This is a genomic window from Curtobacterium sp. VKM Ac-2887, from assembly GCF_015350935.1.
GTDB lineage: Bacteria > Actinomycetota > Actinomycetes > Actinomycetales > Microbacteriaceae > Curtobacterium.
Window position 1 is genome coordinate 263,583 of the sequence record NZ_JADKSB010000004.1, and the last position, 18,862, is coordinate 282,444.

General features: G+C 70.7%; 22 protein-coding genes and 2 tRNA genes. 14 read left to right on the forward strand and 10 right to left on the reverse strand.

The window, feature by feature from the left end:
- Positions 1-57: 57 nt before the first annotated feature.
- Both ITJ69_RS06990 and ITJ69_RS06995 read left to right on the forward strand, forming a co-directional pair.
- Positions 58-1,125 carry a mechanosensitive ion channel family protein gene (locus tag ITJ69_RS06990; RefSeq protein WP_132099638.1) on the forward strand — a complete coding sequence of 356 codons (1,068 nt, stop codon included), beginning with the start codon at positions 58-60 and terminating at the stop codon, positions 1,123-1,125.
- A 47-nt stretch (positions 1,126-1,172) separates the two neighbouring features.
- On the forward strand, positions 1,173-1,616 hold the full coding sequence (locus ITJ69_RS06995; protein ID WP_228505037.1) for a globin: 444 nt from the start codon (positions 1,173-1,175) through the stop codon (positions 1,614-1,616).
- A gap of 162 nt (positions 1,617-1,778) precedes the next feature.
- On the opposite strand, the gene ITJ69_RS07000 is transcribed toward ITJ69_RS06995, so the two are convergent.
- Together ITJ69_RS07000 and ITJ69_RS07005 are read right to left on the reverse strand one after the other, a co-directional pair.
- Complete coding sequence (locus ITJ69_RS07000) at positions 1,779-2,621, reverse strand: NAD-dependent epimerase/dehydratase family protein (RefSeq protein WP_194672393.1); 843 nt, start codon at positions 2,619-2,621, stop codon at positions 1,779-1,781.
- Between the two features lie 37 nt (positions 2,622-2,658).
- Positions 2,659-3,360 (reverse strand): hypothetical protein, encoded by a 702-nt coding sequence (locus ITJ69_RS07005; protein WP_111086787.1) that lies wholly within the window; start codon positions 3,358-3,360, stop codon positions 2,659-2,661.
- Positions 3,361-3,407: 47 nt separating this feature from the next.
- Between ITJ69_RS07005 and ITJ69_RS07010 the strand changes: the two genes are divergently transcribed.
- Positions 3,408-4,271, forward strand: a complete 864-nt coding sequence (locus ITJ69_RS07010) for an acyl-CoA thioesterase (RefSeq protein WP_194672394.1) — start codon at positions 3,408-3,410, stop codon at positions 4,269-4,271.
- Here ITJ69_RS07010 and ITJ69_RS07015 read toward each other — a convergent pair.
- Positions 4,258-4,713 (reverse strand): acyl-CoA thioesterase, encoded by a 456-nt coding sequence (locus ITJ69_RS07015; protein WP_131878467.1) that lies wholly within the window; start codon positions 4,711-4,713, stop codon positions 4,258-4,260. The two genes, ITJ69_RS07010 and ITJ69_RS07015, sit on opposite strands and share 14 nt — an antisense overlap.
- A 32-nt stretch (positions 4,714-4,745) precedes the next feature.
- A complete protein-coding gene (gene ettA, locus ITJ69_RS07020) occupies positions 4,746-6,431 on the reverse strand; it encodes an energy-dependent translational throttle protein EttA (RefSeq protein ID WP_111086790.1) in 1,686 nt (561 codons plus the stop codon).
- 190 nt (positions 6,432-6,621) lie between these two features.
- On the opposite strand from ettA, the gene ITJ69_RS07025 reads away from it, so the two are divergent.
- Complete coding sequence (locus ITJ69_RS07025) at positions 6,622-7,347, forward strand: hypothetical protein (RefSeq protein ID WP_159573927.1); 726 nt, start codon at positions 6,622-6,624, stop codon at positions 7,345-7,347.
- Positions 7,348-7,370: 23 nt separating this feature from the next.
- Here the strand turns inward: ITJ69_RS07025 and ITJ69_RS07030 are convergent, their stop codons facing one another.
- The 3 genes from ITJ69_RS07030 to msrA all read right to left on the reverse strand — a co-directional run bounded on the left by ITJ69_RS07030 (position 7,371) and on the right by msrA (position 8,970).
- Positions 7,371-8,078, reverse strand: coding sequence for a single-stranded DNA-binding protein (locus ITJ69_RS07030; RefSeq protein WP_194672395.1), 708 nt, complete (start codon positions 8,076-8,078; stop codon positions 7,371-7,373).
- A 123-nt stretch (positions 8,079-8,201) separates the two neighbouring features.
- Positions 8,202-8,405 carry a methyltransferase gene (locus ITJ69_RS07035; RefSeq protein ID WP_111086793.1) on the reverse strand — a complete coding sequence of 68 codons (204 nt, stop codon included), beginning with the start codon at positions 8,403-8,405 and terminating at the stop codon, positions 8,202-8,204.
- Between the two features lie 37 nt (positions 8,406-8,442).
- Positions 8,443-8,970 (reverse strand): peptide-methionine (S)-S-oxide reductase MsrA, encoded by a 528-nt coding sequence (msrA, locus tag ITJ69_RS07040; protein ID WP_159573925.1) that lies wholly within the window; start codon positions 8,968-8,970, stop codon positions 8,443-8,445.
- A 158-nt stretch (positions 8,971-9,128) separates the two neighbouring features.
- Here msrA and ITJ69_RS07045 point away from each other — a divergent pair, with 158 nt between their 5' ends.
- Together ITJ69_RS07045 and ITJ69_RS07050 are read left to right on the forward strand one after the other, a co-directional pair.
- Positions 9,129-9,395, forward strand: a complete 267-nt coding sequence (locus tag ITJ69_RS07045) for a hypothetical protein (protein WP_111086795.1) — start codon at positions 9,129-9,131, stop codon at positions 9,393-9,395.
- Between the two features lie 89 nt (positions 9,396-9,484).
- Positions 9,485-10,777, forward strand: a complete 1,293-nt coding sequence (locus ITJ69_RS07050; protein ID WP_194672396.1) for a hypothetical protein — start codon at positions 9,485-9,487, stop codon at positions 10,775-10,777.
- Between the two features lie 117 nt (positions 10,778-10,894).
- On the opposite strand, the gene ITJ69_RS07055 is transcribed toward ITJ69_RS07050, so the two are convergent.
- A tRNA-Arg gene (locus ITJ69_RS07055) sits at positions 10,895-10,967 on the reverse strand.
- Positions 10,968-11,079: 112 nt separating this feature from the next.
- Between ITJ69_RS07055 and ITJ69_RS07060 the strand changes: the two genes are divergently transcribed.
- The 3 genes from ITJ69_RS07060 to ITJ69_RS07070 all read left to right on the forward strand — a co-directional run bounded on the left by ITJ69_RS07060 (position 11,080) and on the right by ITJ69_RS07070 (position 14,415).
- Positions 11,080-11,883 carry a cytidylyltransferase domain-containing protein gene (locus tag ITJ69_RS07060; RefSeq protein ID WP_194672397.1) on the forward strand — a complete coding sequence of 268 codons (804 nt, stop codon included), beginning with the start codon at positions 11,080-11,082 and terminating at the stop codon, positions 11,881-11,883.
- A complete protein-coding gene (locus tag ITJ69_RS07065; protein ID WP_194672398.1) occupies positions 11,880-12,752 on the forward strand; it encodes an N-acetylneuraminate synthase family protein in 873 nt (290 codons plus the stop codon). The genes ITJ69_RS07060 and ITJ69_RS07065 overlap by 4 nt, the downstream gene beginning before the upstream one ends.
- 82 nt (positions 12,753-12,834) lie before the next feature.
- The gene (locus tag ITJ69_RS07070) at positions 12,835-14,415 is read left to right on the forward strand and encodes a DUF6716 putative glycosyltransferase (protein ID WP_228505038.1); all 1,581 of its coding nucleotides are present in this window, start codon (positions 12,835-12,837) and stop codon (positions 14,413-14,415) included.
- Here the strand turns inward: ITJ69_RS07070 and ITJ69_RS07075 are convergent.
- Entirely contained in the window at positions 14,359-14,619 is a 261-nt protein-coding gene (locus tag ITJ69_RS07075; RefSeq protein WP_123313641.1) for a thioredoxin family protein, read from the reverse strand. The two genes, ITJ69_RS07070 and ITJ69_RS07075, sit on opposite strands and share 57 nt — an antisense overlap.
- Before the next feature lie 29 nt (positions 14,620-14,648).
- Positions 14,649-14,939 (reverse strand): oligoribonuclease, encoded by a 291-nt coding sequence (locus ITJ69_RS07080; protein ID WP_111086801.1) that lies wholly within the window; start codon positions 14,937-14,939, stop codon positions 14,649-14,651.
- Positions 14,940-15,020: 81 nt separating this feature from the next.
- On the opposite strand from ITJ69_RS07080, the gene ITJ69_RS07085 reads away from it, so the two are divergent.
- The 5 genes from ITJ69_RS07085 (at position 15,021) to ITJ69_RS07105 (ending at position 18,727) form a co-directional block, all read left to right on the forward strand.
- Complete coding sequence (locus tag ITJ69_RS07085; RefSeq protein ID WP_194672400.1) at positions 15,021-15,461, forward strand: MarR family winged helix-turn-helix transcriptional regulator; 441 nt, start codon at positions 15,021-15,023, stop codon at positions 15,459-15,461.
- Positions 15,458-16,699, forward strand: coding sequence for an MFS transporter (locus ITJ69_RS07090; RefSeq protein ID WP_131878453.1), 1,242 nt, complete (start codon positions 15,458-15,460; stop codon positions 16,697-16,699). Before ITJ69_RS07085 ends, ITJ69_RS07090 begins: the two co-directional genes overlap by 4 nt.
- Before the next feature lie 768 nt (positions 16,700-17,467).
- Positions 17,468-18,106 (forward strand): oligoribonuclease, encoded by a 639-nt coding sequence (gene orn / locus ITJ69_RS07095; protein ID WP_123294017.1) that lies wholly within the window; start codon positions 17,468-17,470, stop codon positions 18,104-18,106.
- A gap of 75 nt (positions 18,107-18,181) precedes the next feature.
- Positions 18,182-18,257 (forward strand) — tRNA-His (locus tag ITJ69_RS07100).
- Between the two features lie 125 nt (positions 18,258-18,382).
- Entirely contained in the window at positions 18,383-18,727 is a 345-nt protein-coding gene (locus ITJ69_RS07105; RefSeq protein ID WP_123341128.1) for a metallopeptidase family protein, read from the forward strand.
- Positions 18,728-18,862: the final 135 nt, after the last annotated feature.

An 18,862-nucleotide genomic window follows, 5' to 3' on the forward strand; every position in this document is an offset into this window, starting at 1 on the left:
CGGGGCCTCGGCGTTCCTCATGGAACGCCGAGGCCCCGCCCTTAGCATCGACCGGATATGACCTTGGCTGCAGAGACCTCCGACGTCCCCAAGTGGGCATCCAACGCGTTCACCCAGTTCGTCGACGCCTGGCACATCCCGATCACGATCGTGATCACGATCATCGCGGCGATCATCTTGCGCGTGATCCTCCGCCGGATGATCAAGCAGATCGTCGACCGTGTCGTGAACGGCGTGAAGAAGCGGCAGGGTGCCGAAGACACGCAGGCGCTCATCGCGTCGCCGGTCCAGACCGCGCGCGTGGTGCAGCGGACCCGCACCCTGGGCAGCGTGCTCGAGAACCTCGCAACGGTCATCGTCGTGGTGGTGGCCCTTGCGATCATCATCCCCGTGGCGATCCCGAACGCCGCCGTCGGCATCGTCGGTGGCGCTTCGCTCGTCGCCGCGGGCCTCGCCGTCGGCGCACAGTCGATCGTGAAGGACCTGCTGTCCGGCATCTTCATGATCCTCGAGGACCAGGCCGGCGTCGGCGACGTCGTCGACACCGGGCAGGCCACGGGCGTCGTCGAGAACGTCGGACTCCGAGTCATGCAGGTGCGCGACGTCAACGGGATCCTGTGGTTCGTGCCGAACGGGCAGATCCTGCGCGTCGGCAACCTGTCCCAGGGCTGGTCGCGCGTCCTCGTCGACATCACCGTCCCCTACGACACCGACATCGACGCCGTGCAGGACGCCCTGCTCGCGGCCGCCGTCACCATGTCGCAGGAGCCCCGCTGGCGCCAGCGCATCGTCGAGAAGCCCGAGATCTGGGGGCTGCAGTCGGTCTCCCCCGACGGCATGGTGTTCCGCCTCGTCGTGAAGACCCGCGCCTCCGAACTCGACGTCGTCGGCCGCGAACTCCGCGCCCGCCTGAAGCACGCCGTCGACGAGATCGGAGTCACCCTGCCGGCGATGGCGATGATCATGCCAGAGGGCTGGGAGAACGCGACCTCGATCAACGGGCTGCGGTCGGTGCAGACGCGTCCCACCCCGGCGCCGACCAAGCCGCGCCGCCCCAAGCGCAACGTGCTCGGGCAACCCATCCGGACCGACGACCACCACGACGGCGGGAAGGACCCCCAGTGACCGATCCCACACCTCCGAGCAGCGGCCCAGGCGGGGGTGGGCTCGGCATGCCCGGCGTGCCGGGTGTTCCGGCACAGCCGATCACGCTGCGGGTCGGCGAGCACGGGGTCTCGGCCACCGGCTCGCTCTTCGACCGCATCGGTGGCGCCCCGACCTTCGACCGGCTCGTGCGCCGCTTCTACGAGGGCGTGCAGCAGGACGACGTCATCTGGCCGATGTACCCGGCCGACGACCTCGAGGGCGCGATCTGGCGTCTGTCGGCCTTCCTGCAGCAGTACTGGGGCGGGCCGGGCACCTACAGCGAGGAACGCGGACACCCCCGGCTCCGGATGCGGCACAACCCGTTCCGCATCACGTCCGAGGCCCGCGAGCGCTGGCTGCACCACATGCGTGAGGCCGTCGAGTCCCTGCAGCTCGCACCCCTCGACGAGGCCGAGCTCTGGGCGTACCTCGACCGTGCCGCGCACGCCATGACGAACACCTTCGACTGACGCCTGCCCTTCAGCCGCCCAGGTTCCGACCGCCGTTCAGGTTCCGAAATCTGCACATCTCGGCGCCGCCTCGTCCCGTTCGTGGAACCTCGGCGAACGACGCGCGGCGTGTTGTGGAACCTCGACGGCGCTGACACCGTAGTCGAGGGCCGTTCGTCGTCCTCAGCGCGCGTACGAGCCGGTGGCGAGGTCCTGGACCAAGGACGGGTGCGTCGGGTTCCAGCCGTAGGCGGAGCGGGCGTGGGCTCCGGACGCCTCCTGGTGCAGGAGCAGCGCGTCGGCGAAGGCCCCACCGAGTCGCTCGCGCGAAGCATCGACGCTCTCGGCGACGACCGGTGCGCGGTGCGCCCCCGCTTCGGCGAGTTCGCGCACCGTCGGGTTGTCCCCGGTCGCGGCGACGATGTACCCGTCCTGCTCGGCACGCTCCAGCGCGAGGACGTAGAGCTCGCCGAGGTCGTCGACGTGCACCGTGGTCCAGCGCTGCGAGCCGTCACCGACCAGCGTGACCGGCTGGGTGCCGTCGCTGACGAACATCGCGGGGATGCCGGCACCTCGCCCGTACACGATGCCCGGGGCGACGATCGTGGTCCGCACGTCGCTCGTCCGCACGGCAGCCTCGTTCGCCGTGCGCCACGACGTCAGCTCGGGCGGATCGATCGGCGACTGCTCGGAGATGTCCGTCGAGTTGCCGAAGGTGAAGATGCCGCCGGTGTGCACGAACGGCTTCGGTGTGCCGGCGGACGCGCGCAGGACCGTCGCGGTGAAGTCCGGGTCGACGTCAGGCGCGGACGCCGTGTGGACGACGCCGTCGGTCTCGTGCAGCAGCCGTTCGACGACCTCGGTGTCGGTGACGTCCCCGACGAGGGCGTGCCCACCGGCGTCACGCACGTGCTGCGCCTTCTCGTCGGAGCGGACGATGGCGGTCACCTCGTGCCCGTGGGCGACGAGGGCGCGGAGGACAGAGGAACCGATGTACCCGGACGCACCGGTGAGCAAGACGTGCATGCGGCCAGCCAACCACCTGGCCAGGACGTGACGTTCGCTACAGGTTCAGGGTCCAGGCGCGGCGTTTGACGAGCACGTGCCCGCGCGACGTCGTCAGACGGCTCCACGGACCCGTCTCGAACAGGCGGACCGGGTCGTGCCCGAGGAAGCCGAGGCTCTCCCCCGCGAAGCCTGCACCAGCGGGCAGGTGCTCGATGCCCGGCACCGGACGGCCCCAGACCTCGGATCGCACCTTGCGGATGATCGCCTCACCCGCGTTGGTCGGGACGGCGTCGGCGACCTCGGCGATGCCGTCACGGGTGGCGCGGCGCAGCAGCTCCGGCGAGACGTCGGGCAGCGGCACCCATCCGCCACGGGGCGGGGAGATCGCCGCCCAGGTCACGGTGTGGACCTCGTGCGGGAGCTCGACCTCGATCGGGGTGGCCCGCGTCGGGTCGGCGCCGTCGGCGTGCTCGGCGTCCTGTGCCTCGGCGAGGAGCCGGAGCCGCTCGAGCAGGGACTGCAGCGGCACCACGGCGTCGATCGTCGCGGGCTCGGTGAGCGAGAACGTGCGGAGGCCGAGCACCGTCGGCAGCTCATCGAGGAGTCCGAGGGGGTACAGGATCGCCGTGTAGACCGCGAGGACACCGGAGTCGGCGATGAACCGGACCGAACCGTCCTCGATCCGAGCGGCACGTCCGAGGTACGTGCGGAGGTCCCCGAGGGAGGCGGCGTCGGGAAGCGTGAACGAGGTGCCCATGTCGAACCGATCCTACCGGCGCACCCTGTGTTCGTAGACTGCACCACGTGAACGGCGAACCCGACTTCCTGCGGACACTCCGACTCGAGGACACCGGTGCGAGCACGGGTGAGACGATCCTCACCGGCGCGAACCACTGGTCCCCCGGCGGGCGGGTGTTCGGCGGCCAGGTGCTCGCCCAGTGCATCGTCGCTGCGCAGGCCACCATCGAGGGGCGTGACATCCACTCGATGCACGGGTACTTCCTGCGCCCCGGCGACATCGACGTGCCGATCACCTTCGGCGTCGAACGCATCCACGACGGTCGGTCCTTCGCGACACGGCGCGTGCAGGCCTACCAGCGCGGAGTTCCGATCTTCTCGATGATCGCGTCGTTCCAGGTGCCGGACACCGGGGTCGAGCACCAGGACCCGTACCCGGTGGACACGCCGTCACCGGAGTCGCTGCCGTCCGCCGCGTCGATCCTGTCCACCATCGACCACCCCGTCGCCAAGGCCTGGGCCGAGCGCTCGATCGACCTGCGGCACGTTCAGGGACCGGTGTTCGTCGACGTGCAGGGCGAGCACGTGCCGCACCAGGCGGTCTGGTTCCGTGTGCAGGGCGACCTGCCGGACGACCCGGCGCTGCACCGTGCGGTCCTCGGGTACGCCAGCGACCTGTCGATCCTCGAACCGATCATGCGGCGGCACGGCGTCGCCTGGGGCACGCCCGGCGTGAAGAGCGCCAGCCTCGACCACGCGATGTGGTGGCACCGCGACGGTCGGGCCGACGAGTGGATCCTGTACACGCAGGAGTCCCCCAGCGCCCAGGGCGGCCGGGGGCTCGCGTTCGGTCGGATGTTCTCCCGCGACGGACGCCTGCTGGCGACCGTGGCGCAGGAGGGCATGATGCGGGTCCCTACGGGCGGCTGAACTCCACCGGCGCCTCGAGGTACTGCTCGCACGCCGCACGCTCGGCCGCGGTCAGCCGCCGAGGACGGTTCGTGGCGGCGTCCACCATGACGAGCGCGGTCGTCGCCCGGGTGTAGAGCTCGGCCGGCTGCTGCCCGACCGGCGACCAGACCTCGTACGACACGTCGACGCTCGCCCCACCGAGCCGCCCGATCCACATCTGGATGTCGAGCGGCTGGCGCAGGTACGGGATCGACGCGAGGTACTCGAGGCGCTGTCCGGCGATCACCGTCATCGTGCCGGAGCCCGGCCGACCGTCGATGATCGGCTCGGGCAGGCTGCCGTCCGCCGTCAGCTCACCCGCGTCCGGACCCCAGAACCCCACGATGCGCGCCTCTTCGAGCAGGCGCAGCATAGCGGAGTTGTTGACGTGGCCGTAGGCGTCGATGTCGCTCCACCGCATGCGGATGGGAGCGTGCAGTCTCGCCACGCGGGTCAGTCGCGGGTGAGCTTGCGGTACGTCGCGCGCCCGGGCTTCGCGGCATCGGCACCGAGACGCTCGATCTTGTTCTCCTCGTACGCCTCGAAGTTGCCCTCGAACCAGTACCAGTTCGGCGTGCCGTCCTCGTTGAGGCCTTCCCACGCCAGGATGTGGGTCGCGATGCGGTCGAGGAACCAACGGTCGTGGGTGATGACCACGGCGCAACCGGGGTACTCGAGCAGGGCGTTCTCGAGGCTGCCGAGGGTCTCGACGTCCAGGTCGTTCGTCGGCTCGTCGAGGAGCAGCAGGTTGCCGCCCTGCTTGAGCGTCAGCGCGAGGTTCAGACGGTTGCGCTCGCCACCGGACAGGATGCCGGCCCGCTTCTGCTGGTCCGGGCCCTTGAACCCAAACTGCGAGACGTACGCGCGGGACGGGATCTCGGTCTTGCCGACCTGGATGTAGTCGAGCCCGTCGGACACGACCTCCCACAGGTTCTTGTTCGGGTCGATGCCGCCACGGCTCTGGTCGACGTACGAGATGTCGACCGTGTCGCCGATCTTCAGCGTGCCGCCGTCGAGGGGTTCGAGCCCGACGATCGTCTTGAACAGCGTCGTCTTGCCGACACCGTTCGGGCCGATGACGCCGACGATGCCGTTGCGGGGCAGCGTGAACGACAGGTCACCGATGATGACGCGCTCACCGAACTGCTTGTGCAGCTTCTCGGCATCGATGACCTGCGAGCCCAGACGCGGGCCCACGGGGATCACGATCTCCTCGAAGTCGAGCTTGCGGGTGCGCTCGGCCTCGGTGACCATCTCTTCGTACCGGGCGAGACGGGCCTTCGACTTCGCCTGACGACCCTTGGTGTTGCTGCGGACCCAGTCGAGCTCGGAGGACAGGCGCTTCGCGAGCTTCGCGTCCTTCTTGCCCTGCACCTCAAGGCGCGCACGCTTCTTCTCGAGGTACGTCGAGTAGTTGCCCTCGTACGGGTAGAGGCGACCACGGTCGACCTCGGCGATCCACTGGGCGACGTGGTCCAGGAAGTAACGGTCGTGGGTCACGGCGAGGACGGCACCGTGGTACTGCTGCAGGTGCTGCTCAAGCCACTGCACGCTCTCGGCGTCCAGGTGGTTGGTGGGCTCGTCGAGCAGGAGCAGGTCGGGCTTCTGGAGCAGGAGCTTGCAGAGCGCGACGCGACGCTTCTCACCGCCGGACAGGTGCGTGACGAGCTCGTCCCCCGGGGGGCACTGGAGCGCGGCCATGGCCTGCTCGAGCTGCGAGTCGAGGTCCCACGCGTCGGCGGCGTCGATCTCTTCCTGCAGCGTGCCCATCTCGGCGAGGAGCGCGTCGAAGTCGGCGTCGGGCTCGGCCATCAGCGCGGAGATCTCGTTGAAGCGGGCGAGCTTCGCGTGGATCTCGCCGACGCCTTCCTGGACGTTCTCGAGGACGGTCTTCGTCTCGTCGAGCTCCGGCTCCTGCATGAGGATGCCGACGGTGAAGCCCGGCGTGAGCTTCGCCTCACCGTTCGACGGCTGGTCGAGACCGGCCATGATCTTCAGGATCGTCGACTTGCCCGCACCGTTCGGTCCCACGACGCCGATCTTGGCGCCGGGGAGGAACGACATCGTGACGTCGTCGAGGATCAGCTTGTCGCCGACCGCCTTGCGGGCGCGGACCATCTGGTAGATGTACTCAGCCATATCGGCCCCAAGTGTAGTGACCCCGTCGGTGCGTCGCGCGCCCGGAACGGGATCGCCGCTTCGCGCACCCGGCGGGACGGGGGTCTGTCGGGATCCCTGGCGACGACGTAGGTTGTCCTCGCCAACCACCTCGGGGACCGTCGCTCACCACGACGCGGACCGATCCAGGATCACGGACGGGATGACAACCATGACCAGGCACGCCACACGACTGCGCCGACTCGCGCTCCCCTTCCTCGGAGCGATCGCGCTCACCGCGGCCCTCGTCGCGCCTGCGTCTCCGGCGACGGCCGCCGGCGCAGTGCCGAAGGGCTCCCCGTACCTGCTCTACACGGCGACCATCAGCGCCGACGGGGCCGGTACGGGGTACTCGTCGTACATCAACGTGCACGACGCCCACAACAACGCCTACGCGTTCGGCATCCAGTCGGACAAGGGCTCGCCCGAGAGCAAGGGCAAGCCGCGCTTCATCTGGGAGCGGGTGCAGAACGGCAAGTTCACCTACGGGTACCTCGGTCCGGCGACGAACAAGAACACCCCGATCGGGATGCGCTGGTACCAGAACGACGTCGCGACGATGATCGTCAACCACAAGACGATCGGCACGCTCAAGCTCAACCTGGACGGTCGGCTGTTCTTCAACGCCGAGGCGAACGGCCGCCTCAACGGCGACGTCGTGCACTCCACTGTCCAGGACACCCGCATCACGGTGGGCAACGTCAAGGGCCGGACCGGTCTGAACGGCACGTGGAACACGAACTTCTCGTTCCACGGCATCAAGGCGACCCAGATCAACAAGCCGGCGGTCCAGGGAGCGACGTTCCGGATCAACGGTCGGGTCTCCGGGCTGCCGCGCGGCGGCAACTGGGACACCGACCAGGTGTCCGGCATCGGGATGATCGCGCAGAAGTGGTGACCGTCCGGCGCGTCTGACCAGGGTCACGCGGCGGCCCGAGTGAGCGGCCCGTCGTCATCCGACGGCTGGGGGTCGAATGCGGCTCCGTCCTGCTCGAGCATCCGCTCTGACGGCCCGACCGCGTCCGCGCCGTCCAGCCCGTGGTCGGTCCCGGCCTCGTTCTCGTGGTCGGGCCCGTCGCCGTGGTCGGCCTCGGCCCGGTGGTCGGTCTCCGCCTGAGGGTCCGCCCCGAGCTCGTGGCCGGCGTCCTGCCCGTGCTCGTGCCGTTGACCGTCGAGCGCCGGAGCAGCGACGAGGCCGCCGCCGTGCACCTCGCCGGTTCGGGGATCGACGCCCCGCACGCCGCCGTGCCCGGACGTGGTGTCGTTCACCTGCCGCGGCACCCGGACCCAGTTGCTGATGCCCCACGCCAGGTCGTGCCCGATGCCGTCGGCATCGATCTCGACCGACGTGCCGCCCCGGCCGTCGCGCTCCCAGGTGCGGATCCGGACGCGGCCGGACACGACGATGCGGTCGCCCTTCTTCAGGGACTTGAACACGTTCGACGCGAGGGAGCGGAACGCGGTGACGGTGTACCAGTTGGTCGCACCGTTGACCCAGGCCGCGCTGGCCCGGTCCCATCGACGTGACGGTGAGGCGAGGCGCAGGCTCGTGATGGCGATGCCGGTCTCGGTGACGAGGTGACGGGGTTCCGTGGCGACGATTCCGCAGACGGTGATGATGTCGTTCATGCGTCGATCGTCATCGAGCCCGGGGCTGCGGAAGCAGCCCCGGGCTCGATCTGTGGCGTGTGGACCCGACCAGGCGACCTGTGGAGGACGAGTCCCCCGGGCCTCCTGTCCGGCCCTGGACCGCTAGTGCGCTCGGAACTCGGGCCGCGCCGCGAGCGGGCCGAGCGCCGCGTGGACCGCGCCCTTCGCCGACTCGAGCGACGGGTAGAGCCCGCCGGTGCGTCCTCGTCCGTAGAGCTCGACCTGGAAGCCGTCCGCGGCACGGTGGATGCTGCCCACCGCACCTGCCGGACCGATCGCGACCCAGGTCCCGGTGTTGTTCGTCATCGTTCGACCACCTCCTCGTGGCCCCGACGCCCGAGGATCAGGACGCCAGGATGTACTGACTGTAGGCCCTGCGGACCTTGTTCACCTTGGGCAGCGCGACTGCGAGGCAGTAGCCCTGACCGGGGTTCTTCGCGAAGAAGTCCTGGTGGTACTCCTCCGCCGGGTAGAACGTCGAGGGCGGCTCGATCGTGGTGACGATCCCGCCGTCCCAGATGTCGGACGCGCGCTCGATCGCCTGCTCGAACAGTGCGCGCTGCGCGTCGTCGGCCGGGAACATCGCCGAGCGGTACTGCGTGCCGACGTCGGCACCCTGCCGGTTGAGCTGCCGCGGGTCGTGCAGCGTGAAGAACACGTCGAGGATGACCTCGGCCGGGATCACCGTCTCGTCGAAGGTGACCGCGACCGCCTCGGCGTGACCGGTCGAGCCCGTGCACACCAGCTCGTACGACGGGTTCTCCACCCGACCGCCGATGTAGCCGGACTCCACGTCCTGCACGCCCTGGAGCGTGCGGTACACGGCGTCGAGACACCAGAAACATCCACCTGCGAGCACGAACGTGGTCATGGCCACAACCTACCTCCCCGACATCCGCGCGGGGCCGGACCGGGGACATGCCCTTCACAGCACGCACCGCCCACCCTGCCGTCCACGATGCGTCAGCACGGCCCCGGCGTGTCGGTGGTGGCCCGTAACGTCGAGACCACACCGACCAGGAGGCCACGATGCAGACCACGACCGAACCCGCACTGCGGATCCGCACCGTCCCGCTCTCCCGGTCGCGCGGCGACTACCGCATCCTCGACGTCCGCGACGACCTGAGCCGCGTGACCCGCGCCAACGGCGAGATCGTCGGCTACGTCGACCGCATCGACGTCGCCGGTGACACCGCCTACCGCGCCCGTCGCTACGTCGCGACCGAGCGTCGGTTCGTCGAGCTGCCGAACGTGTGGTCCGCCGACGACGCCGTGGACTGCCTCCGCTGGTCATGATGTTCCAGATTGGAATCATCTCGGGTCGGATGCGCGGAACGCCGTTCGTCCTCCCCGGGGCCTGACCGTTTCGTGAGTATGGTGCGCGCATGGACTGGTGGAACGACCTGACCGACTGGACTTCGTCCGACGACGGATGGCGGGTGATCTCGGGTGCCGTGATCCCCTTCGTCGCCATCGTCGTCGCCGGCGTGATCGCGGCGCTCATCGGACGGGGTGCGACCAAACGGGTCGTGGCCCTGCAGGAGCGCGAGTCGAAGAACGCCGCCGTCGCGGCGATCATCTCCGCGGCGCGCAAGGCCGCTGCCTGGGGTTCGCTCGGGCACGACGAACGCGGCTACGCGGACCACCTGGCAGAGGATGCCGACATCCGGCTCCGGCTGCTCCCCGTGCAGGGTGCACCCCTCGCCGCCAACTGGGCACAGCACGAGATCGCCGACATCAAGAAGAACTCGTCGACCTTCAGCTTCCAGGCCGACCAGTCGCTCGCGGAGTTCCGCGACCGCCTGCTCGAGTGGCAGGCCCGTCCGGGCCGCGCACGCAAGCTCTTCAAGGCCGACCTCGAGCGCTGGAAGTTCGAGTCCCCCGACCCGGATGCCGACCTGATCAAGCGCCAGCAGGACTGGAACGCCGACCAGAACAGCACCGCCCGCCCGCAGACCCCGGCAGCGCCCGCTCAGGCCGCTCCCGTCGAGCGCCCGACGCCGACGACGACTTCCCTGCGTCCGGCACAGCGTCCAGGAGGCACGCCCGCCTCCGCGCCGTCGGCCCCGGCCAACGCCGGGCCGGCCCCCGCCGGTGGCGCCCCCGCTGCCGCAGCCGGGTCGGCGTCCGCTCCCGCTGCAGGACCCGGGTTCTCGGTGAACCGCGGTGGGTCGGACGCCAACGCCACCCGCTCCTACGGCGAGAACACCACCCGCGTCTACGGTGACGACGCCGCACCGCCCGTGCGCCCGGCGCTCGGCACACCCACGTCCCCCGCACGCTCCACCCCGAGCCGCGGCACCGACGACACCGAGGTGGTGGACCACGACGCCGTCACCAAGGCCTTCGGTGACACCGACCGGGTGACCCCGGCCCGCGGCACCGACCGTCCCGCGTCGTCCACCGTCGCGACGCCGGCGCCCACCTCGGCCGACGCCCACGTCAACCGGACGCCCACCAACGACGTCCCGACGACCCCGGGCGCACCGACGACCCCGGCGTCCGCTCCGGCTCCGAAGGTCGAGACGCCGGGCACGACGAACACGACGTCGATCCCGACCCGCATCACCCAGGCGCCGGCGGAGCCCACCGACGCGAGCGAGACGTCCGAGGCGACGCACACTCAGCCGATCAGCGCCTCCGAACTCCGCCGCCGCGCCGCGGACGACGACGAGTAACGGGCACGGACACCCAGCACGCAGCACGCCGCACCCAGCACGCAGCACCCCGCGTCCGACACCCCCACGAACGAGCAACGGGCCGCCATCCGATCGGATGGCGGCCCGTTCGCGTCGTGCCCCCGGCAGGAATCGAACCCGCGGCACGGTGGGTAGAAACCACCTGCTCTATCCACTGAGCTACGGAGGCGAGCGACGTCGATTCTAACCGGGACCCGCCGATCGAGCGGTTCCGGAACGGTTCGGCCGTCGTCTGCCCGCAGTTCGCCTCCGGGACACCCGCGCTTCGTACCGTCCGGGAGATGCACTCCTCTGCCACCGTCCTCGCCGTCGTCCCCGCACGCGCCGGCTCGAAGGGCATCCCGGGCAAGAACCTCCGGACGGTCGGAGGTCGGTCGCTCGTCCGTCGGGCCGTGGAGTCGGCACGCAGCGCAGCACTGATCGACGCCGTGGTCGTCACGACCGACGGTGACGCCATCGCCGCCGAGGCCCGCGCCGCCGGTGCCGACGTGGTCCGACGACCGGCCGACCTCGCGGGCGACCGGGCATCGTCGGAGTCCGCGCTGCTCCACGTGCTCGACGAGCTCGAGGCCGCCGGCGATGCGCTGCCCGAGGTCCTGGTGTTCCTGCAGGCGACCTCGCCGTTCATCGACCCGGACGACCTCGACACGGCGATCCGGCGCGTCGCGGAGGGGCACGCCGACGTCGTGTTCGCCGCAGCGCCGTCGCACGCGTTCCTGTGGCGGGTCGCCGACGACGGTTCCGCCGTCGCCGTGAACCACGACGCGGCCACCCGTCCGCGTCGCCAGGACCGCGCGGCCGAGTACCGCGAGACCGGCGCCTCGTACGTCATGCGGACCGACGGCTTCCGGCAGCACCGGCACCGCTTCCACGGCCGCGTCGAGCTCATCGCCGTCGACCCCGCCGGCGCGATCGACATCGACGACGAGACCGACCTGATCGCGGCCGACGCCACGGCCAAAATCACGGCCGCAACCGAAGAGCACGCCACGGCCGACGCCCGCGCAGCCGCCGTTCCGATCCACGCCCCGGACCACGACCCATCCCCGACGCGGGCAGCCCCCGCACTGAACGGAGCACCATGACCGTCACCATCGGCACGTCCACGATCGGCGCGGGCCACCCCGCGTACCTCATCGGCGAGATCGGCCTCAACCACAACGGTGACGTCGACATCGCCAAGCAGCTCATCGACGTCGCCGCCGACGCCGGACTGCAGGCCGTCAAGTTCCAGAAGCGCACGCCGGCGATCTCCACGCCCGAGCACATGAAGAACACGCCCCGCAGCACCCCGTGGGGCGAGATGACCTACCTGGAGTACCGTTACCGCGTCGAGTTCGACCGCGACCAGTACATCGAGATCGGCGACCACGCGACGCTGCGCGGCCTGGACTGGTTCGCCTCGCCCTGGGACGAGCCGTCGGTGGACTTCCTCGAGGACCTCAACGTCGTCGCGTACAAGATCGCCTCGGCGTCGGTGACCGACCTCGGGATGCTCGCGGCCGTCGCCGCCACCGGCAAGCCCGTCATCCTGTCGACGGGCATGTCGACGCTCGAGCAGATCGACGCCGCCGTCGACGTCCTCGGAACCGACCGCCTCGTGCTCATGCACGCCACGTCGACGTACCCGCTCCCCGCCGAGGAGGCGAACCTGCGCATGATCGACACCCTCGCGCACCGCTACTCGGGCGTGCCCGTCGGGTACTCCGGCCACGAGCCGGGCCTGCAGATCTCGATCGCCGCCGTCGCCCTCGGCGCCACCGCGGTCGAACGGCACATCACGCTCGACCGCACGATGTGGGGCTCGGACCACGCGGCCTCGCTCGAGCCGCACGGCCTGAAGACCCTGGCGCGGGACATCCGGATCATCGAGACCGCGCTCGGTGACGGGGTGAAGCGGATCTTCCCCGGCGAGCGGGCGCCGCTCGCCAAGCTGCGCCGCGTCGGCGCGTGAGCGGATGCAGTCCCCATCCGACCGCCGGCGAGCGGGCGCCGCTCGCGAAGCTGCGCCGCGTCGGCGCGTGAGCGGAGACCACGTGAGCAGAGACCACGTGAGCAGCGGGCACGTGAGCGGCCCGGTCGACGAGACCGGCGCCCTGGACGTGCCGGCTGACGGGGGTGCGTCGACAGTCGGACGGGAGGCGCGCCTCCCGTCCGGCCCGTCACCCCGCGGCCGACGTGTGGTCGCCCTGGTCGACACCGACTCGTTCGCCAAGTGGGGCGCCCACCTGCTCGCGGCGGCGCCGGCCGGCTGGGACCTCGACCTGCGGACCGTCGCGACGCCGCGTTCGGCCAGCGCGAAGCAGCTGCGCTCGGCGTTCCGCGGGCTCGACGCACGACTCGCGCACCTGCGGACGGATCCGCCGACGCCGAAGAACGTCGATGCCGTCGTCGAGGAGCTCCGCGTCGATCCGCCCGACGCCGTCCTCGTGTCCCTGATCGGCCCGGTCGCCGAACTCGTCATCGACGAGGTGCACCGCCGGATCCCGGACCGGCCGGTGCTGGTGTCCGGCCTGCCGGGCATCTCGTTCCCGGCGAAGTGGAAGGGCATCTTCTTCCGTGCGCGGGCCGACCTGTTCGTGCTGCACAGCCACCGCGAGGTGCGGGCGTACGAGGAGATGGCGATCGAGGGCGGTGTCGTGCCGCACTTCGCGCTCGCCACGCTGCCCTTCGCCCGGAGCGCGAGCGCCAGCGCCAGCACGGGCGCGACTGCCAGCGCCAGCACGGGCGCGCCCGATGCGCCCGGCGCACACGTCCGCGACGCCGTCGTCTTCGCCGCCCAGCCGAGCGTCCCGCTGGAGCGCGTCGACCGGGCCCTCGTCGTGGAGTGGCTCGTCGCGACCGCACGGCAGCACCCGGAGTGGCGCGTCGTGATCAAGACCCGCGCGGCCGCCGGCGAACACCAGACGCACCGCGAGGAACACCCCTACCCCGACCTCGTGCCGGCCGACGCACCGGCGAACCTGGTGGTCGAGAGCGGGCCGATGGCCGAACACCTCGACCGTGCGGTGGCCCTCGTGACGATCAGCTCCACGGCGGTGCTCGAAGCGGCCGCACGTGGTGTGCCCGCGCTGACGCTGACGGACTTCGGCATCGGCCGCCACCTCATCAACGAGGTGTTCGTGTCGAGCGGCCTCGAGGGCGACTCGGTCGACCTGGTGGACGGCCGGTTCGGCACGGTCCGACCGAGCTGGATGCAGGACAACTACTTCCACCCGGCCTCGGACGACGACTGGCAGCGCCGGCTCACCGAGCTCATGGCGCGGCGGGACGCCGGGACGCTCGTCGACCGGGAACCCGCACGCCGCAGCCGAGGCGGGGTGCTGCGCCGGGCCTGGGAGCGGAAGAACGCCCTGGGCGGAGCGGACCGCTCGGCGCTGGGCTGGCTCGCGCTCGTGATCGGGGCGCCGATCCGGACGACGAAGCGGCTGGCGCGGAAGGCGAGGGCGCTGGTCGACCCGCCGGAGCCGGTCGTGGTGGCGGCGCCGACGTCGCAGCGCGTGGCGGGCGGCGCGGGCGGTGAGCGCGTGGCGGCCGCCGGCAGCGCGGCGAACGCCGCGTCAGAGGGCCTTGGCGATCGCCAGCAGGAGCTGGTCGCGGGTGGGGACCCCGGGTGAACGGAAGACCTCGGCCCCGTCCTCCCGCCGCACGATGATCGTGGGCGTGGAACGGATGCCGAGGTCCTCTGCGTCATCGGGGTACGACGCCACGTCGCGTTCGGTCACGGCGAGCCCGGGGACGAGCGCCGACGCCTCGGCCGACACCCGGCGGGCGGCGGCGCACGGCGCACAGAAGGCGGACGTCCAGAGGTCGAGCTGCATGTGACCATGCAACGCGGCGGGGCGGGGTTCTACTCCCGGTCGAACTCGCCGCTGCGGTCGCCGCGGTCGGCGAGGTCGTCCACCGGGTCGGACTCCCCCGGCTCGTACGTGAACTCGACCGAGGTCTGGTCGAGGACCTGACGGGACTTGGTGGCGCGGTAGGTGAAGGCCGTCTGCAGGCCCTCGACGTCGGCGAACACCGTGACCTCGTCGTCCAGCGCGTCGCTCGTCGCGGTGCGGGTGTCGGTCGTGCCGTCGAAGGGTCCGCCGTGGAAGATCGCGGTGTACTCGTCGCCTTCGTGGATGGTGATGTCGCTCATGCGTCCCTTCTACCAGGCGGTGCCTGTTGCGGCCTGGTACGGCCTGTTGCGCAATGCATAGCATCGCTATATAGTTCAGCTATGGAAACAACGCGTGCGCAGACGATCGAGACGCTCCTCGTCTCCGTCAACCGCCTGATCCGCAGCGCCGCGCAGTCGACGGGCAACACCACGTCGGCCGCGGTCTGGCGCACGCTCGGCATCCTCGAGTCCGACGAGCCGCTCCGGCTCGGGGAACTCGCGGCGGCCTCGCGCGTGGCGCAGCCCACGATGACCCGGCTCGTCACGGGCATGCTCGCCGACGGCCTGGTCACGCGGAGCGTCGACCCCGACGACTCCCGCGGCCAGCTCATCGACATCACCGACGCGGGCCGCGCCCGGCTCACCGCCTGGCGCGCCACGCTCACCGACACGGTCGGCCCGTTGTTCGCCGACCTCACCGACGACGACTGGGACGTGCTGCACCACGCGTCCGTCCTGATCGCCCAGCGCACCACCACCAGAACGGAGACCACCGCGTGAACGCCCACGCACCGGCCGGCCAGTCCGGCTCCATCCTCAAGCAGTCCTCAGCGGTCTGGGCGATCGCCTTCGCCTGCGTCGTCGCCTTCATGGGCATCGGCCTCGTCGACCCGATCCTCCCCGCGATCGCTGGATCGCTCAAGGCGACCCCGGCGCAGACCGAACTGCTCTTCACGAGCTACCTGGCCGTCACCGGCGTCGCGATGTTCTTCACGAGCTGGGTCTCGAGCCGCATCGGCGCGAAGCGCACCCTGCTCATCGGTCTGGCGCTCATCGTCGTGTTCTCGGTCCTCGCCGCGACGTCGAACAGCGTGTGGAGCATCATCGACTTCCGTGCCGGCTGGGGCCTCGGCAACGCGCTCTTCATCTCCACCGCCCTGGCGACCATCGTCGGTGCAGCGTCGGGCGGGACCGCCTCGGCGATCATCCTGTACGAGGCAGCGCTCGGCCTCGGCATCGCCGTCGGCCCGCTCGTCGGCGGCCTGCTCGGGTCGGTGAGCTGGCGCGGCCCGTTCTTCGGTGTCACCACGCTGATGGCCGTCGCGTTCATCGCGATCGTGGCGCTCCTCAAGACCGGCAGCCTCGAGAAGCCCACGCCCACGAAGCTCTCGGCGCCGTTCCGCGCCCTCGGCCGTCCCGCGCTCGCCGCACTCGCCGCGACCGCGCTGTTCTACAACATCGGCTTCTTCGTCCTGCTCGCCTACACGCCGTTCCCGCTCGGCTTCGGTGCGCTCGGCATCGGCTTCACGTTCTTCGGCTGGGGGCTCGGTCTCGCGATCACCTCCGTCTGGGTCGCCCCGATGCTCACCGCCCGTCTCCGCAGGACGACGGTGCTGAAGATCGCGCTGCCCCTGCTGGCACTCGACCTCTTCGCCGCGGCCGTCGTCGTGGACTCGCAGGTCGGCCTCATCATCTGCGTCATCATCGGTGGACTCGTGCTCGGTGTGCTCAACACGGTGCTCACCGAGTGCGTCATGGAGGCCACGGACCTGCCCCGCTCGGTCGCCTCGAGCGCGTACTCGGCCGTCCGCTTCATCGGCGGCGCCATCGCCCCGCCCGTCGCGACCCTGCTCGCCGACGCGTACGCCCCCTCGGCCGCCTACGTCTTCGCCGGAGCGTCCGTCGCCGTCGCGTTCGTCGTGATCCTCTGCACCACGAAGGTCCTGCGCCGCGTGGACGACGGCGCCGAGCCGGAGCGAGTCGAGGCCGAGGCCATCGGCGCCGGCGAGATGTCCTAGCCGCACACCTCCCCCGCCCCGCCCCCCTCCTGCGCGAGCGGGCGAAACACCCGGGTGCCTCCAGACGCGGCCCGGGTATTTCGCCCGCTCGCGCTCTGCGCACTGGGCGCACGCACGTCCGCCCTCCGTCGTCCGCCCAGCTGGCCGCGAGCGGGCGGAATGCCTGGGTCCCCTGCAACGTGGCCCGGGTATTTCGCCCGCTCGCGCTCTGCGCACTGGGCGCGACCAACTTGGAGGCGCGGCACCAGTCCGACGGACCGCCACCGGGCCTCCAGGCAGTCACCACCACGGCCCCCTCCGCCTCCGCGAGCGGGCGAAACACCCGGGTACCTCCCGACGCGGCCCGGGCATTTCGCCCGCTCGCGATGGCGCGGAGCGGCCAGAGCGCAGCCGCTCCCCAGCGTCTCGCTGAGCGTCTCGCCGAGCGGGCGAAATACCCCGCCACCCCGCCGCGCAACCGCGGCATTTCGCCCGCTCGCGCTCTGCGCACTAGACGCGACCAGCCGGGAGGCCCGACACCCGCCCGACGGACCGCCGCCGGGCCTCCAGGCCGTCACCACCACCGCCCCACGCACCTCCGACACCGCCGCGCCCGCGAGCGGGCGAAACACCAGGGTGCCTCTCGACGCGGCCCGGGCATTTCGCCCGCTCGCGGGTTCGGGGACGCCAGCGCGCACCAGCCGCGGACGCAGCCGCGGACGCGACCGCGCACCGGCCGCGCACCACCTGCGCACGGGGCGCCCGCGGGCCGGGAATAGGATCGTGCACATGGCAACCGCGAATGACCGCCTCGTCTGGATCGACTGCGAGATGACCGGCCTCGACCTCGAGGTCGACGAACTCGTCGAGGTGGCCGTGGTCATCACCGACTTCGACCTCGAGCCCGTGCACCCCGGATTCGACATCGTGATCAAGCCGGACCAGTCCGCGCTCGACAACATGAACGAGTTCGTGACGAACATGCACGTCACGTCGGGGCTCATCGAGGAGATCCCGAACGGCGTCAGCCTGGCGGACGCCGAGTACCAGGTGCTCGAGTACATCCTCGAGCACGTCCCGGCCGAGGGCACCGCTCCCCTGGCCGGCAACACCATCGGCACCGACCGTGCGTTCCTGTCCAAGTACATGCCCCGCGTCGACGGCCACCTGCACTACCGCAGCGTCGACGTGTCGAGCATTAAGGAGCTCTGCCGCCGCTGGTTCCCGCGCGTGTACTTCAACTCGCCGGAGAAGCACGGCGGGCACCGGGCCCTCGCGGACATCCTCGAGTCGATCCGCGAGCTCGAGTACTACCGCCGCGCGGGCTTCGTCGCCGAGCCGGGGCCCACCACCGACGAGGTGCGTGCCGTCCAGGCCGAGGTCGTCGAGAAGTGGGAACCGCGCCTGGCCCAGCCCGCAGCCGAGTGACGACACGGGTGGTCGGCACCGCCCGCAGCATGTACTACTATTGAGTGGTCGCGCCGGTCCGCCGGTGTGTGCATGGTGGATATAGCTCAGTTGGTAGAGCGCCTGGTTGTGGTCTAGGAGGTCGCGGGTTCGAGACCCGTTATTCACCCCAGTCGAGGGAGAGCCCCAGTTGCATGTGACGCAACCGGGGCTCTCCCTCTGTGTTTGTCTGGGCGCCTCCGGCGCCGTGCGGCTTCGCCGCGAGTGGTCAGGGCGGTGTGGGACGATCCCTGCGTGATGGAGATGTCCGCCGACGACTTCGAGCAGCTCGTGACCGACGAACTCGACCTGCTCCCCGACGAGATGGTCGACGGGCTCGACAACGTGGTGTTCGTCGTCGAGGACGAACCGGAGAACGGCGAAGAGCTCTTCGGCGTGTACGACGGCATCGCGGCGACCGAGCGCGGGCAGTACGGCTTCGGTGAGCTACCCGATCGGATCGTCGTCTTCCGCAAGCAGCACCTGGCCGAGTGCGACACCGTCGAGGAGCTCAAGGACGAGGTGCACACCACCCTCGTGCACGAGATCGGGCACTTCTACGGCATCGACGACGAGCGGCTGCACGAGCTCGGCTGGGCGTAGGCGCCCACCCGGCGCACCCGGCGCCCGGCACCCGGCGCCCGGCACCCGGCGCCCGGCACCCGGCACCCGGCGCCCGAGTTTCGGGCTCAGCGACACTCCTCGGGCGCACGAGCGCGAGAACTGTCGCTCACCGCG

What these genes read in the sequence shown, in the direction of transcription:
- ITJ69_RS06990 (WP_132099638.1), top strand. Translation starts at nt 58, where the DNA reads ATGACCTTGGCTGCAGAGACCTCCGACGTCCCCAAGTGGGCATCCAAC.
- ITJ69_RS06995 (WP_228505037.1), top strand. Translation starts at nt 1,173, where the DNA reads ATGCCCGGCGTGCCGGGTGTTCCGGCACAGCCGATCACGCTGCGGGTC.
- ITJ69_RS07000 (WP_194672393.1), bottom strand. Translation starts at nt 2,621, where the DNA reads ATGCACGTCTTGCTCACCGGTGCGTCCGGGTACATCGGTTCCTCTGTC.
- ITJ69_RS07005 (WP_111086787.1), bottom strand. Translation starts at nt 3,360, where the DNA reads ATGGGCACCTCGTTCACGCTTCCCGACGCCGCCTCCCTCGGGGACCTC.
- ITJ69_RS07015 (WP_131878467.1), bottom strand. Translation starts at nt 4,713, where the DNA reads ATGCGGTGGAGCGACATCGACGCCTACGGCCACGTCAACAACTCCGCT.
- ettA (WP_111086790.1), bottom strand. Translation starts at nt 6,431, where the DNA reads ATGGCTGAGTACATCTACCAGATGGTCCGCGCCCGCAAGGCGGTCGGC.
- ITJ69_RS07025 (WP_159573927.1), top strand. Translation starts at nt 6,622, where the DNA reads ATGACCAGGCACGCCACACGACTGCGCCGACTCGCGCTCCCCTTCCTC.
- ITJ69_RS07030 (WP_194672395.1), bottom strand. Translation starts at nt 8,078, where the DNA reads ATGAACGACATCATCACCGTCTGCGGAATCGTCGCCACGGAACCCCGT.
- ITJ69_RS07035 (WP_111086793.1), bottom strand. Translation starts at nt 8,405, where the DNA reads ATGACGAACAACACCGGGACCTGGGTCGCGATCGGTCCGGCAGGTGCG.
- msrA (WP_159573925.1), bottom strand. Translation starts at nt 8,970, where the DNA reads ATGACCACGTTCGTGCTCGCAGGTGGATGTTTCTGGTGTCTCGACGCC.
- ITJ69_RS07045 (WP_111086795.1), top strand. Translation starts at nt 9,129, where the DNA reads ATGCAGACCACGACCGAACCCGCACTGCGGATCCGCACCGTCCCGCTC.
- ITJ69_RS07050 (WP_194672396.1), top strand. Translation starts at nt 9,485, where the DNA reads ATGGACTGGTGGAACGACCTGACCGACTGGACTTCGTCCGACGACGGA.
- ITJ69_RS07060 (WP_194672397.1), top strand. Translation starts at nt 11,080, where the DNA reads ATGCACTCCTCTGCCACCGTCCTCGCCGTCGTCCCCGCACGCGCCGGC.
- ITJ69_RS07065 (WP_194672398.1), top strand. Translation starts at nt 11,880, where the DNA reads ATGACCGTCACCATCGGCACGTCCACGATCGGCGCGGGCCACCCCGCG.
- ITJ69_RS07075 (WP_123313641.1), bottom strand. Translation starts at nt 14,619, where the DNA reads ATGCAGCTCGACCTCTGGACGTCCGCCTTCTGTGCGCCGTGCGCCGCC.
- ITJ69_RS07080 (WP_111086801.1), bottom strand. Translation starts at nt 14,939, where the DNA reads ATGAGCGACATCACCATCCACGAAGGCGACGAGTACACCGCGATCTTC.
- ITJ69_RS07085 (WP_194672400.1), top strand. Translation starts at nt 15,021, where the DNA reads ATGGAAACAACGCGTGCGCAGACGATCGAGACGCTCCTCGTCTCCGTC.
- orn (WP_123294017.1), top strand. Translation starts at nt 17,468, where the DNA reads ATGGCAACCGCGAATGACCGCCTCGTCTGGATCGACTGCGAGATGACC.
- ITJ69_RS07105 (WP_123341128.1), top strand. Translation starts at nt 18,383, where the DNA reads ATGGAGATGTCCGCCGACGACTTCGAGCAGCTCGTGACCGACGAACTC.